Annotated in this window: 14 protein-coding genes; 6 read left to right on the top strand and 8 right to left on the bottom strand. The window is 71.4% G+C overall.

Features of this window, described 5'->3' with window-relative positions:
• The first annotated feature begins 47 nt into the window (after window positions 1-47).
• The gene (locus KUV85_RS13925) at window positions 48-233 is read left to right on the top strand and encodes a hypothetical protein (protein WP_219960491.1); all 186 of its coding nucleotides are present in this window, start codon (window positions 48-50) and stop codon (window positions 231-233) included.
• Between the two features lie 28 nt (window positions 234-261).
• Here the strand turns inward: KUV85_RS13925 and KUV85_RS13920 are convergent, their stop codons facing one another.
• Window positions 262-1,956 (bottom strand): DEAD/DEAH box helicase, encoded by a 1,695-nt coding sequence (locus tag KUV85_RS13920; RefSeq protein ID WP_237690147.1) that lies wholly within the window; start codon window positions 1,954-1,956, stop codon window positions 262-264.
• Between the two features lie 78 nt (window positions 1,957-2,034).
• Here KUV85_RS13920 and KUV85_RS13915 point away from each other — a divergent pair, with 78 nt between their 5' ends.
• Both KUV85_RS13915 and KUV85_RS13910 read left to right on the top strand, forming a co-directional pair.
• Complete coding sequence (locus tag KUV85_RS13915; RefSeq protein WP_219960490.1) at window positions 2,035-2,598, top strand: hypothetical protein; 564 nt, start codon at window positions 2,035-2,037, stop codon at window positions 2,596-2,598.
• 414 nt (window positions 2,599-3,012) lie between these two features.
• The gene (locus KUV85_RS13910) at window positions 3,013-3,570 is read left to right on the top strand and encodes a YceI family protein (protein ID WP_219960489.1); all 558 of its coding nucleotides are present in this window, start codon (window positions 3,013-3,015) and stop codon (window positions 3,568-3,570) included.
• 22 nt (window positions 3,571-3,592) lie between these two features.
• Here the strand turns inward: KUV85_RS13910 and KUV85_RS13905 are convergent, their stop codons facing one another.
• On the bottom strand, window positions 3,593-4,279 hold the full coding sequence (locus KUV85_RS13905; RefSeq protein ID WP_219960488.1) for a PadR family transcriptional regulator: 687 nt from the start codon (window positions 4,277-4,279) through the stop codon (window positions 3,593-3,595).
• A 70-nt stretch (window positions 4,280-4,349) separates the two neighbouring features.
• On the bottom strand, window positions 4,350-6,302 hold the full coding sequence (locus tag KUV85_RS13900; RefSeq protein ID WP_219960487.1) for a M3 family metallopeptidase: 1,953 nt from the start codon (window positions 6,300-6,302) through the stop codon (window positions 4,350-4,352).
• A 132-nt stretch (window positions 6,303-6,434) separates the two neighbouring features.
• On the opposite strand from KUV85_RS13900, the gene KUV85_RS13895 reads away from it, so the two are divergent.
• Complete coding sequence (locus KUV85_RS13895) at window positions 6,435-6,965, top strand: hypothetical protein (protein ID WP_219960486.1); 531 nt, start codon at window positions 6,435-6,437, stop codon at window positions 6,963-6,965.
• On the opposite strand, the gene KUV85_RS13890 is transcribed toward KUV85_RS13895, so the two are convergent.
• From KUV85_RS13890 to KUV85_RS13870, 5 genes are all read right to left on the bottom strand, one after another.
• Window positions 6,955-7,545 carry a hypothetical protein gene (locus KUV85_RS13890; protein ID WP_219960485.1) on the bottom strand — a complete coding sequence of 197 codons (591 nt, stop codon included), beginning with the start codon at window positions 7,543-7,545 and terminating at the stop codon, window positions 6,955-6,957. The two genes, KUV85_RS13895 and KUV85_RS13890, sit on opposite strands and share 11 nt — an antisense overlap.
• A 54-nt stretch (window positions 7,546-7,599) precedes the next feature.
• Window positions 7,600-8,820 carry an RNA polymerase sigma factor gene (locus KUV85_RS13885; protein ID WP_237690146.1) on the bottom strand — a complete coding sequence of 407 codons (1,221 nt, stop codon included), beginning with the start codon at window positions 8,818-8,820 and terminating at the stop codon, window positions 7,600-7,602.
• Window positions 8,821-8,918: 98 nt separating this feature from the next.
• Window positions 8,919-9,281: a YciI family protein gene (locus KUV85_RS13880; protein ID WP_219960483.1), complete on the bottom strand. Its 363-nt coding sequence runs from the start codon at window positions 9,279-9,281 to the stop codon at window positions 8,919-8,921.
• A gap of 105 nt (window positions 9,282-9,386) precedes the next feature.
• Complete coding sequence (gene rnhA / locus KUV85_RS13875) at window positions 9,387-9,845, bottom strand: ribonuclease HI (RefSeq protein ID WP_219960482.1); 459 nt, start codon at window positions 9,843-9,845, stop codon at window positions 9,387-9,389.
• A gap of 76 nt (window positions 9,846-9,921) precedes the next feature.
• Window positions 9,922-10,458 carry a Dps family protein gene (locus tag KUV85_RS13870; RefSeq protein ID WP_219960481.1) on the bottom strand — a complete coding sequence of 179 codons (537 nt, stop codon included), beginning with the start codon at window positions 10,456-10,458 and terminating at the stop codon, window positions 9,922-9,924.
• A gap of 204 nt (window positions 10,459-10,662) precedes the next feature.
• On the opposite strand from KUV85_RS13870, the gene KUV85_RS13865 reads away from it, so the two are divergent.
• Both KUV85_RS13865 and KUV85_RS13860 read left to right on the top strand, forming a co-directional pair.
• Window positions 10,663-11,631 carry an ATP-binding cassette domain-containing protein gene (locus KUV85_RS13865; RefSeq protein ID WP_219960480.1) on the top strand — a complete coding sequence of 323 codons (969 nt, stop codon included), beginning with the start codon at window positions 10,663-10,665 and terminating at the stop codon, window positions 11,629-11,631.
• Window positions 11,628-12,476, top strand: a complete 849-nt coding sequence (locus tag KUV85_RS13860) for an ABC transporter permease (protein WP_219960479.1) — start codon at window positions 11,628-11,630, stop codon at window positions 12,474-12,476. The genes KUV85_RS13865 and KUV85_RS13860 overlap by 4 nt, the downstream gene beginning before the upstream one ends.
• Window positions 12,477-12,493: the final 17 nt, after the last annotated feature.

Here is a 12,493-nt window from a genome sequence, read left to right as displayed (position 1 = left end):
TGAGGCTAACCTAATTTGCACTGTCGAACCGAGACGAGGAGACCGGCATGGAGACCACCGACTGCCCGGAGTGCGCCCTGCCGGCCGACGTCGAATGGCGCGCCGTCGCGCCCAGCACCGCCGGCCCCGTCGAGCACGCCAAGATCACGTGCGTGCAGCGTCACTGGTTCCTGCTGCCGTTGTCGTCGCTCGCGCAGGCTGCCGCACGGGCCGAGCACCGGGAAGCCGCCTGACACCGCGGACGTACGCCGCCCGCGGGGTTCAGTCGCGCGGCTTGCGGCCCTTCGGCGGGCCGTGGTCGCGCTTGAGGTTGATCCGCTTGCCGCCGATCTTGGTCTGCTTCAGCTTCTCCCAGCCCTCCTTGGGGATGTGGGTGGGGAGCTCGACCAGGGAGTGGTCGGGGCGGATCGTGATGGCGCCGAAGTCGTCGCGGCCCAGGCCACCCTCGTTGGCGATGGCGCCGACGATCTGGCGGGGCTCGACGCGCTGGTTCTTGCCGACCGCGATCTTGTAGGTCGCCATCGGCTGGCCGTTGCCGCGCTTGCCGCGCGGACCGCCCTTGCCGCGACCACCCTGGCCGCCGGGGCCACGGTCGTCGCGCGCACGCGGCGGCGGCTCCGGCTCGTCCTCGAGCAGCAGCGGCGAGTCGCCGTGCAGCACGATCGCGAGCGCGGCCGCGACGTCGACCTCGGGCACGTCGTGCTCGCGGATGTAGTGGTTGACCACGTCGCGGAAGAAGCCGACCTGCGGCGACTCCAGGGCCTCGGTGATCTTGTCGTCGAAGCGGGCGAGCCGGGTCTCGTTGACCTCGTCGGCACTGGGCTGCTTCATCTCGGTCAGCGGCTGCTTGGTGGCGCGCTCGATGTGCTTGAGCAGGTAACGCTCGCGCGGAGTGACGAAGGAGATCGCGTCGCCGCTGCGCCCGGCGCGGCCGGTGCGGCCGATGCGGTGGACGTAGGACTCGGTGTCGGTGGGGATGTCGTAGTTCACGACGTGACTGATGCGCTCCACGTCCAGGCCGCGGGCGGCGACGTCGGTCGCGACGAGGATGTCGAGCTGGGAGTCCTTCAGCTGCCCGACGGTGCGCTCGCGGACGTTCTGCGGCACGTCGCCGTTGATGGCCGACGCCGAGTAGCCGCGGGCCCGCAGCTTCTCGGCGAGCGTCTCGGTCTCGTGCTTGGTGCGGACGAAGACGATCATCCCGTCGAAGTTCTCGACCTCGAGGATCCGGGTCAGCGCGTCGACCTTCTGCTGGTAGCGCACGATCAGGTAGCGCTGGGCGATGTTGTCGGCCGTGCGGGTCTTGCGCTCGATGGCGACCTCGACCGGGTCGTTGAGGTAGGTCGCCGAGAGCTTGCGGATCTGCTTGGGCATCGTCGCCGAGAACAGCGCCACCTGCTTGGTGGCCGGGGTGTCGGCCAGGATCGTCTCGACGTCCTCGGCGAAGCCCATGTTGAGCATCTCGTCGGCCTCGTCGAGCACGAGGTACTCCAGCTGGGTGAGGTCGAGCGTCCCCTTGTCGAGGTGGTCCATGACCCGCCCCGGGGTGCCCACCACGACGTGCACGCCGCGGCGCAGCGCAGACAGCTGGACGCCGTACCCCTGGCCGCCGTAGACCGGCAGGAGGCGTACGCCGGGCAGGTGCGCGGCGTACCGCTCGAACGCCTCACTCACCTGCAGCGCGAGCTCGCGGGTCGGGGCGAGCACGAGCGCCTGCGGGGCGTCGGCGCGGCTGACGTCGAGCCGGTCCAGGATCGGCAGCGCGAACGCGGCGGTCTTGCCGGTGCCGGTCTGCGCCAGGCCCAGCACGTCGCGCCCGGCGAGCAGGTGCGGGATGGTCTCGGCCTGGATCGGCGACGGGGTCTCGTACCCCACCTCGGCCAGGGACTGCAGGATCCGCTCGCCGAGACCGAGGTCGGCAAACGTGACGGTCTCGTCCATTGCGGGCTCACTCACCGGGCAAGCCTACGATCCGCGGCAGGCAACGGCGCCATCGTCGCCCGCATGACGCCGGCCACCCCCTAGGGTCGCGAGGTGACCTCGGGAACCGTCGATGACCTGCGTCGCGCGCGCCGGATCCTCGGCATCGGCTGCACCGGCAGCGGCAAGTCCACCCTCGCGCTGCACCTCGGAGAGCTGCTCGACCTGCCGGTGACACTGATGGACGACCTGATGTGGCAGCCGGACTGGCGGCCGACCAACCCGGAGGTCGCCGCACGGGTGGTGGCGGACCGACTGGCCGAGCCCGCATGGGTGCTCGACACGGCGTACGGCGCCCACCGCCCGGACGCGATCGCGCGGGCCGATGTCGTCGTGGCGCTGGACTATCCCCGGCGGGTGTCGCTCGGCCGGCTGCTGCGGCGTACGGCGCGACGCGTCCTCACCCGCGAACCGGTGTGCAACGGCAACGTCGAGACCCTGCGGCAGACGCTCTCCCGGGACTCCATCATCGCCTGGCACTTCCGGACCTGGTCGCAGAAGCGGGACCAGGTCCGGTCACTGCTCGCCGACCCGGCGGCTCCGCCGGTGGTGCGGCTCGGCCACCCGCGGGACGCCGCGGCACTGCTCGCCGCCCTGGCCGGGCCCTCCGCGCGCTGACGCGTCCACGACGACCACGCAGCCTCCCCCGAGCGCGACGTCTGCGGCCCGGTGTACGCCTGTGATACCTTTGGTGAACAGAAGGTGAACGGAAGGTGTCTCATGGAGAACGCAACGATGACCGAGCGGCGTCCGGGCCGCTTGCAGCTGCGCTGGGTGCCGGTGACCGATCACCGTGGCCGCACACACATGGAGGCTCGGTGGACGACCGCCGAGCAGGTGGCCATCACGCACAACGCAGCCTGACCAGGCGCGCCACTCACCACGGACCGCGTCCCCTCGGGGCGCGGTCCGTCGTCATTGGCACCGACACGCCACTTGTGACCCGGATCACGTCGGCGGGCGGGAACATTGAACGGGGTTGTCACACTTTCAATAGTTGCCAAGTCAACCAGCACTGGAAGGTGACACCCCATGACCGAGACCAGCACCGCCCTGACCGACATTGCCGGCACCTACACGCTCGACCCGTCCCACAGCCGCCTGGGCTTCCAGGCGCGGCACGCCATGGTGACCAAGGTCCGTGGCCAGTTCGCCGACTGGGAGGGCACGGCCACCATCGACACCGAGAACCCCGCGGCCTCCTCGGTGGCGCTGACCATCAAGGCCGCCAGCATCGACACCGGCTCCGCCGACCGTGACGGCCACCTGGCCTCCGGCGACTTCTTCGACGCCGAGACCTACCCGGAGCTGACGTTCGTCTCCACCGACGTCGCGCGCGACGGCAACGACTGGACCGTCACCGGCAACTTCACCATCAAGGACGTCACCAAGCCACTGACGATCACCTTCGAGGAGACCGGCTCGGCCCAGGACCCGTTCGGCAACGTGCGCGTGGGCTTCGAGGGCGAGGTCACCGTCAACCGCAAGGACTGGGACCTCACCTGGAACGCCGCGCTGGAGACCGGCGGCGTCCTGGTCTCGGAGAAGATCAAGCTCGAGTTCGACATCTCCGCGATCCGCAACGCCTGATCCCGCCGCCGACGGACAGGGACTACTCCTCCTCGGGGACCTGCTCCCGCCCGTCGGCGAGGATCCCGTAGAGCCGACGCCGCGCATCGACCAACACGTCGAGCGCGGCGTCGCGCTGTGCGGGCGACCCCCCGCTCGCGATCTGCCAGATCGCACTCATCACCTGCGGGATCTCGGCCTTGATGTCGGACTGGCGCTCCTCGCCGGTCCACGGGTTGGCGGCGTCCTCGAACGGTGCCCACACGTTGCCGAGCTCCTCCCCGTGGTCCTCGCAGTAGTCCCGCCCGGCGCGGCTGAGGTGGTGCGCGCGTCGGCCGTTGGCCTCCTCGGTCTCCACCAGCCCCTCGTCCTCGAGCTGCTGGATGGTCGGGTAGACCGACCCGGGGCTCGGCTTCCAGGCACCCTGGCTGCGGGCGGTGATCGCCTGGATCACCTGGTAGCCGTTGGGGGGCGCGTCCGCACTGCGCAGCACGTCGAGGATCGCCATGCGTACGTCGCCTCGTCGCCGGCGACCCGCGCCGCGGTTGCCGCCCGGTCGCCCCAGGCCCAGCAGCTCGGCCACCCACGGCGGTGGCCCACCGGGGCCGGCGTGCCGGTGACCCCCGCGGTCCCACTCCCCCCACATCGCCCAGGGCGGGCCGCCGCGGTGCTGTCGGCGCCGCCCCTCACATCCGTCGTCGTCCCAGCGCATCGCCACTCCCCTCGTCATGTCGCGACCCTTTCGCGATATATCGCGAGAGTACGCCGACGGATCGGCATCGGCAAGGGGGACGACGGCGTCAGTCCGCCAGCCAGGCGGCGTAGGCGTCGAAGGAGTAGGGCCGTCCGAGGAAGTCCGCGACCAGGTCGGCCGCGTCCTTCGCCCCGCCGGGCACGAGCACGCTGTCGCGGTAGCGGGCGGCGACCCCGGGGGCGAACAGGTCCTCGGCGTCGAAGGCGCTGAACATGTCCTTCGCGATGACCAGCGACCACATGTAGGTGTAGTAGCCCGAGCTGTAGCCGCCGAGGTGGCCGAAGCTGGCGAACATGTGCGTGCCCTCCAGGTAGGGCAGCGCGGCGTACCGTCCCTGCAGCTCGACCATGCGATCGGTGAGCGCCGGTGGGTTCGCCTCGGCCCGGTCGCGGTGGAACCAGTAGGACATCGCGGCGTAGAACATCTGGGTGCGCGCGTCGATGCCCTTGCCGAAGTCGTCGGCCTCCCGCATCGCGGCGACGAGGTCAGCCGGGATCGGCTCCCCGGCGGCGTCGGTGGCGAAGGTCTGCAGCACCTCGGCCCGCCACGCCCACTCCTCCAGCATCTGGCTCGGCGCCTCGACGAAGTCCCACTCGGTGGCCACGCCGGCGAACTCGGCCCAGTCGCCGTGGCCCGCGAGCACGTGGTGCAGCAGGTGGCCGAACTCGTGGAAGAGCGTCACCACGTGGTCGTGCTCCATCAGCCCGCGGGCGAAGTTGCACACCAGCACTCCCTCGGGCAGCGACCGGCCCCGGACGCCCTCGGTCAGCGTGAACTGCGCCGCGTGCTTGTACTTCCCCTCCCGCGGGTGCAGGTCGAGGTGGATCCGACCGAGCAGGGTGTCGGCGGGCTCGCCCCCGTCGCTCGACTCCGCGACCCGGTGGACGTCGTACGTCGCGACCTCCTCGTGCCAGCTCGGCGCGTCGACCGCGACGTAGCGCAGCCCGAAGAGGCGGCCCGTCACCTCCAGCAGTCCCGCCCGGACCTTGGCGAAGTCGAAGTAGGTGCGCACCCGCTGGGAGTCGACCGCATAGCGCTCCTGGCGCACCAGCTCGGTGTAGTACGCCGCGTCGTACGGCGCCACCTCGGTCGCGTCCGGGTGGTCGCGGCGGTAGCGCTCGAGCAGCACGCCCAGGTCGCGACGCATCGGCTCCTCGGCCGCGTCGGCGATGCGGTCGATGAACTCGGGGATCGCGGCGCCGGTGCCGATCATCTTGACCTCGGCGTCCAGGCTCGGCCAGTCGTCGTGGCCGACCGCGACCGCGAGCTCGTGGCGCAGCGCGAACATCTCGGTCAGCAGTGGCTCGCTGTCGGGCCAGCCGCGCTGGAGGAACGCGACCGTCATGTCGTGGCGCACGTCCCGGTCGTGGGCGAACATCCGCGTCGGCACCGCGTCGGGGTAGTCGGTCGTGACCGTCACCAGCCCGTCCTCGTCGGCCGGGTGGGCGGCCAGCCAGTCCGCGGGCATGCCGGCGAGTCGCTCGGGCGCCACGCGGATGGTGCGCACGTCGGAGCGGATGACGCGGCTGAACTCCTGGTCCAGCTCGGTGAGGCGCTCGCGGATCTCCGCGATCCGTGCCCGCGTCGCCTCGTCGCGGTCCACGCCGGCGCGACGGAAGTCGCGCAGCACCTGCGCGAGCAACCGGGCCGCCTGCGGGTCGAGGCCGTCGGCGCTGAGCCCGGCGAAGACGTCGTACAGCTCACGGTCGAGCGACCAGGCGGTCTCGATGCGCTCGGCGCGCGCCTCCGCCTCGTCCCCGAGCCGCCGGACCGCGTCGTCGGGGTGCACGTTGCCGAACAGGGACCCGGCCGCACCGACGTTGCTCAGGTGACCGCCTGCGCGGTCCCACAGGGCCAGCACCTCGCGCGCCTCGGTCGGCGTCTCGTCCTTGATCACCGCGACGAGCGCCTCGGCGAGGCCGACCTCCTCCTCCACACGGGCGCGCAGCCAGTCGGTCCAGTCCTCACGGGCGGGCAGGGTGAGCGGGGCGAGCGTCATCGGCCGAGCGTACGCCGCCGCGACGGCCGCCCGACGAGACCGGGTGCGCCCGGCCGCCGGCGGGCCTAACCTAGGGACACATCGACGGGAGGGGACCCGTCGCCAGCGCAGGGAGATCCCATGGATCGCAGCATGCTTCGTCCCGCCCGTCTCGCCCTCGTCGCCGCCGTGCTCGGCCTCGCGGTCAGTGGCTGCGGCCTGGACCAGTTGGCCCAGGAGGGCGCCGAACGCGCCGTCGAGGAGGCCGTCGAACAGGGCGCCAGCGGCGACGTCGACATCGACATCGACGGCGAGGACGGCTTCAGGATCGAGGGCGAGGACGGGTCGTTCGAGGTCGGCGCGACCGACCTGCCCGACGACTTCCCGTCCGACCTGGTGCCGCTCGTCGACGGGGAGCTGATCGCCAGCGCCCGGGTCACGGAGGGCGAGACCACCAACTGGTCGGCGAACTTCCAGGTGCCGACCGAGGCCGGCGACGCCTTCGCAGGCGCGTTGGCGGCCCTGGAGTCCGCCGGCTACGAGGCGGCGCAGACGACCCAGTCGGGCACGTACAACACCGCACTGCTGGAGGGCAACGGGCTGCAGGTCGTGCTCGGCGCCCTTCCCGACAGCAGCTCGGGCGGCAGCCTGGTGACCTACCAGGTCAGCACGGTCAGCCCGTGAGCACCGGCTCCCGTGCTGGCTCGAGGTCGGCCGGGACCGGGACGGGGCGCCGACGGCGCCCCACGTCGTAGAGCACCAGGCCGACGGCCAGCAGCAGCGCGGCGAGCACCGTCGCGTTCGCGGCGAGCGCGGCGGGCCGGTCGACGTCGAGCAGGTGGTAGGTGTCCAGCCCGCCCAGGACGTACCAGGCGAGGTAGGCCGCGGAGGGCACCAGCCACGTCACCGGGTGCCACCACCGCACCCGTGCCTGGTTGGCGCCGACCAGCACGAAGTCGAGCACGACGAGTGCCGGCGTGAGCATGTGCTCGAAGACCGAGAACGGGTCCCACAGGTTGTCGTTGTTCATCGGGATGAACGCGAGCGCGACCAGCAGCATGGTGCTCGCCAGGGCTCCCCGCAGCCACGGCGAGCGCGGCTCGGCGACGGCGAGGCCGAGGTAGGCGATGCCCACCGCGAGGCTCGCCAGCTGGCTGAGCGCGGTCCACCACACGGCGTACTGCTGCGCCGCGAGGGCGACCCCGGTGAAGGCGCAGGCGGCGACCAGCAGCCGCCACAGCGTCACCGCGGTCGACTGGTTCACCCGGCGATGGTGCCACGTTCACCTCGTGTTCACCCAACGAACGGGGCGGAGGGTTCAGACCAGCTCGCCCCGCTTGCGGGAGAGGTACGCGCGCTCGGCGGTGTTGTCGCACGTCGCCAGCGCCGCGTCGTACGCCGCCCGCGCGTCGGCGCTGCGGCCCAGCCGTCGCAGCAGGTCGGCCCGCGTGACGTGCCAGGCGTGGTAGGTGGCCAGGTCGAGACGGTCGACGACGGCGAGCGCGACCTCCGGACCGTCGAGCTCGGCGATCGCGACAGCGCGGTTGAGGGCCACCACGGGCGAGGGGTCGATCGCCGCGAGCTGGTCGTAGAGCGCGACGACCTGGCTCCAGTCGGTGTCGCGCGCGGTCGGCGCATCGGTGTGCACGGCGTTGATCGCGGCCAGCAGCTGGTAGCGGCCCGGCCGGTCGATCGCGAGGCACTCCCGCACCAGGGCGTGACCCTCCTTGATCAGGGTGCGGTCCCAGCCGCCGCGGTCCTGCTCGGGGAGCGGCACGAGCTCCCCGCCCCGCACCCGCGCGGCCCGACGGGCATCGGTGAGCAGCATCAGGGCCAGCAGCCCGGCCACCTCGGGTTCGCCGGGCAGCAGGGAGCGCAGGACGCGGGTCAGCCGGATGGCCTCCCCGGTGAGCTCCTCGCGCAGCGGGGCGCCGTCGCCGGAGGCGAGATAGCCCTCGTTGAAGACCAGGAAGAGCACGGTGAGCACGCCGTCCAGGCGACCGGGGAGGTCGGCGGCCTCCGGCACGCGGTAGGGGATCCGGGCGGCGGCGATCTTCTTCTTCGCCCGCGTGATGCGCGCGGCCATGGTGGTCTCCTGGACCAGGAACGCCGCGGCGATCTCGGGCACGGTGAGGCCGCCGAGCAGCCGCAGCGTGAGCGCGATGCGTGCCTCCGGGGCGAGCGCGGGGTGGCAGCAGGTGAACAGCAGCCGCAGCCGGTCGTCCTCGACGGCGCCGATGCGCTCGTGGGGCTCGTCGTCGGTGATCATCCGTGCCGCCCGGTGCTTGTCGTCGCGCCGTTGCTCACGCCGGAGCCGGTCGATCGCTCGACGGCCCGCGGTCGTGGTGAGCCAGCCGCCGGGGTTGGGCGGGACGCCCTCGACCGGCCACCTCTCCAGGGCCGCGACCAGCGCCTCGCCGGCCGCCTCCTCGGCGATGTCGATGTCGCCGAAGCGGCGGACCAGCGCAGCGATGATGCGGCCGTGCTCCTCCCGGAAGACCCGCTCGATCGCGTCGGTGGTTTCGACAGGCTCAACCACCGGTCCGGTCCTCGTGCCGCCCCCGGCGGTCGAGCCGTCCCCGGTGGTCGGGCCGTCCCCGGTGGTCGAGCCTGTCGAGACCCCCGGGCGCTCCTCGCTCACCCGCCCTGGAAGGGCCGGACCTCGACCTTGCCCCGGCATGCCTTCGAGCCCCGTGCCGCGAGGGCGAGGGCGGCGTCGAGGTCCGGGACGTCGACGACCCAGAAGCCCCCGATGAACTCCTTGGTCTCCAGGTAGGGGCCGTCGGTGACCACGGGCTCCTCGCCGGTGCCGTCCATGACGCTCGCGGTCGAGGGCGCCTGGAGTCCGCCGGCGAAGACCCAGCTGCCCTCGGCCTTCAGCTCGTTGTTGAAGGCGTCGGTGTCGGCGAACGCCTGCTCCATCTCCTGCTCCGAGGCGTAGCCACCGATGCCGTGGAAGCTCTCCTCCGGGCCGTGCACGGCCAACAGGTACTCGGTCATGTCCTTCTCCTCAGGTACTCCGGCGGTCCCGATGACCGCCTCTCACCCTGACCACGAACGGGTCCGCCGCCATTCGACAGCACCCGAGGACCTTTTTCCACGGCCTCAGCCGCGGGCCTCCTCGGCGCCGAGCCGGGCGAGCTCGTCGGCCCGCTCGTTGCCCGGATCGCCGGCGTGGCCCTTGACCCAGTGCCACTCGACCTCGTGGGTACGCCGCGCCTCGTCCAGGCGCTGCCACAGGTCGACGTTCTTGACCGGCTTCTTCGCCGCGGTACGCCAGCCGTTGGCCTTCCAGTTGGCCAACCACGACAGGATGCCGCTGCGCACGTAGGTGCTGTCGGTGTAGAGCGCCACCCGTGAGGGGCGCGTCAGGGACTCCAACCCGCGGATGGCGGCCATCAGCTCCATGCGGTTGTTGGTCGTCGCGGCCTCACCGCCGTGCAGCTCCCGCTCGTGGTCGCCGTAGCGCAGGATCGCGCCCCAGCCGCCCGGCCCGGGGTTGCCCGAGCAGGCGCCGTCGGTGTGGATGGTCACGACCTCGGGGTCGACTCCGTCGGCAGGCACGGGCGGATCCTATGACCTCCGGACGCACGACGGCCCGAGCGGGTGCTCCCGCCCGGGCCGCGCTGCGTGGGATCGATCAGGCGATGATCGAAGCGGGCACGCTGTGGCCCGCCGTCCGGTTCTCGGCGTCGACGAACCAGGCGAGCTGCTCCAGGCGCTCGGTGATCTCGTGGAGCATGTCCGCCGTCGTCGGGTCGGCGGCGTCGACCTCGTCGTGGATGCGACGCGCGGTGCCGACCACGGCGTAGAGCGAAGCGCTGATCCGGTCGACGACCTCGCTCACCGCGACCTCACCGGTCGGGAACGGCGGCAGGGTCGTGTCCTTGGCCACGCGGGCCGCGGAGCCGTCCGGGACGACGTACGTCGCGCGCATGCGCTCGGCGATGTCGTCACCGAACTCGCGGGCGGCATCGACGATCTCGTCCAGCTGCAGGTGCATGTCGCGGAAGTTGGGGCCGACGACGTTCCAGTGCGCCTGCTTGCCCTGCAGTGCGAGGTCGGTCAGGTCGACCAGGAGCTGCTGCAGGTGCGCAGCGAACTGCTCGTCGGCCTTGAAGGCCGGGTGGGCGACGTGCTTCTCGCGGTGGGTGGTCTCGGACTGCACGGTGGTCACGATCGGTGCTCCTTCGCAGGTTGCTGCGGGCCCGATCCGGGCCCCTTCACTGGAATCGATACTGGCACATTTTCTTGAACGATTCCAGAAAAGTGAGCCTTGCCTAAGGGCACCGCGCTTCCCGCCGACCGGCCGAAAATCGGATGTCGGTGGCAGTCCCTAGGCTGCACACTGCAGTCGAGGGAGTTCGGTGAGAGGACGGGCATGGGCGAGATGATCCGCGCGAGCGGACTGGTGAAGCGGTACAAGGAGGTCGAGGCCCTCGCGGGACTCGACCTGTCGGTGGCCGAGGGCCAGGTGCTCGCGCTCCTGGGCCCCAACGGCGCCGGCAAGACCACGGCGGTGCGGTGCCTGACGACACTGCTCCGTCCCGACGAGGGCACCGCGACCATCGCCGGCGTCGACGTGCTCGCCGACCCGGTCGGCGTGCGGTCCAAGATCGGCCTCTCCGGGCAGTACGCCGCGGTCGACGAGCACCTCACGGCGTACGAGAACCTCGTCATGATCGGACGGCTCTACCACCTCGGCAAGGAGGCGGCGCAGCAGCGGGCCCGCCAACTGCTCGAACGCTTCGACCTCACCGAGTTCGCCGACCGGCCCACCAAGACCTACTCCGGTGGCCAGCGCCGCCGCCTCGACCTGGCCGGCGCCCTCGTCGCCGAGCCGCCGGTGATCGTGCTCGACGAGCCGACCACGGGCCTGGACGTGCGCAGCCGGCAACAGATGTGGGAGGTCATCCGCGACCTCATCGCCTCCGGCACCACGCTGCTGCTCACCACGCAGTACCTCGAGGAGGCCGACAAGCTGGCCGACGACATCCTCGTCATCGACCACGGGCGCCCGATCGCCCACGGCACCGCAGACGAGCTCAAGGCGCGCACCGGCGGGGAGCGCATCGAGGTGGTGCTCGCCGACGTCGAGGACCGCGACGCCGCCACCCGCGTGCTGCAGGAGGTCACCGGCAACGAGGTGCAGGCCTCCAACAACGGCCGCGACCTCACGACCCACGCGGCCGGCGGGGCCTCCGACCTCGCGCGGGTGCTGACCGGCTTCGAGGCCGCGACCGTCACGGTGCTCGACGTGGGCCTGCGGCGCCCGACCATGGACGACGTGTTCCTCACCCTCACCGGCCACGTGGCCGAGGCGGACGACGACAAGGAGGCCGCCCGATGAGCGCGGTGCAGGACAGCGACCGGGCCACGGTGCCCGCCGGCGGCGGAGTCGCCGCGGCACTGAGTGACGGCTGGGTGGTCGCCCAGCGCAACCTGATCAAGATCAAGCGCGTGCCCGAGGTGCTGGTCTTCGTGCTGATCAGCCCGATCATGTTCGTGCTGCTCTTCGCCTACGTCTTCGGCGGCGCCATCGCGCCCCCCGGTGCCGTGGACTACAAGGAGTACCTCATCTGCGGCATCTTCGCCCAGACCGTCGTGTTCGGTGCGACCTTCACCGGCGCGGGCCTGGCCGAGGACATGCAGAAGGGCATCATCGACCGGTTCCGGTCACTGCCGATGTCGCGTGCCGCGGTGCTGATCGGCCGCACGACCTCCGACGTGGTCTACAACGTGCTCTCGCTGGCCATCATGGCGCTCACCGGCCTGCTGGTCGGGTGGCGCATCCGTGAGGGCGTGATCGACGCGATCCTCGGCTTCGGCCTGTTGCTGCTCTTCGCCTACGCGATGAGCTGGGTGATGGCCTGGGTCGGCCTGCTCGTGCCCAGCGTGGAGGTCATCAACAACGCCTCCTTCATCGTCATCATGCCGTTGACCTTCGTCTCCAACGCCTTCGTGCCGCTGGATGACTTCAGCGGTCCGCTGCAGAAGTTCGTGGAGTGGAACCCGGTGTCGGCGGTCACCCAGGCCAGTCGCGAGCTCTTCGGCAACACCGGGGGCGCCCCTCCGGGATCCGACGCCTGGGCGATGCAGCACCCGGCGCTCTACTCCCTGCTCTGGGTGGTGCTGATCGTGGCGATCTTCCTGCCGCTCTCGGTGCGGCAGTACCGGCGTACGACCAGCAAGTAGCACCTTCTCCCGGGCAC

It is taken from the genome of Nocardioides panacisoli (assembly GCF_019448235.1).
Taxonomy (GTDB): Bacteria; Actinomycetota; Actinomycetes; order Propionibacteriales; family Nocardioidaceae; genus Nocardioides; species Nocardioides panacisoli_A.
The sequence above is the reverse complement of the archived record's forward strand: the minus strand, read 5'-3'. Positions and strand labels throughout refer to the sequence as shown.

What these genes read in the sequence shown, in the direction of transcription:
- KUV85_RS13925 (WP_219960491.1), top strand. Translation starts at nt 48, where the DNA reads ATGGAGACCACCGACTGCCCGGAGTGCGCCCTGCCGGCCGACGTCGAA.
- KUV85_RS13910 (WP_219960489.1), top strand. Translation starts at nt 3,013, where the DNA reads ATGACCGAGACCAGCACCGCCCTGACCGACATTGCCGGCACCTACACG.
- KUV85_RS13905 (WP_219960488.1), bottom strand. Translation starts at nt 4,279, where the DNA reads ATGACGAGGGGAGTGGCGATGCGCTGGGACGACGACGGATGTGAGGGG.
- KUV85_RS13900 (WP_219960487.1), bottom strand. Translation starts at nt 6,302, where the DNA reads ATGACGCTCGCCCCGCTCACCCTGCCCGCCCGTGAGGACTGGACCGAC.
- KUV85_RS13895 (WP_219960486.1), top strand. Translation starts at nt 6,435, where the DNA reads ATGCTTCGTCCCGCCCGTCTCGCCCTCGTCGCCGCCGTGCTCGGCCTC.
- KUV85_RS13880 (WP_219960483.1), bottom strand. Translation starts at nt 9,281, where the DNA reads ATGACCGAGTACCTGTTGGCCGTGCACGGCCCGGAGGAGAGCTTCCAC.
- KUV85_RS13865 (WP_219960480.1), top strand. Translation starts at nt 10,663, where the DNA reads ATGGGCGAGATGATCCGCGCGAGCGGACTGGTGAAGCGGTACAAGGAG.
- KUV85_RS13860 (WP_219960479.1), top strand. Translation starts at nt 11,628, where the DNA reads ATGAGCGCGGTGCAGGACAGCGACCGGGCCACGGTGCCCGCCGGCGGC.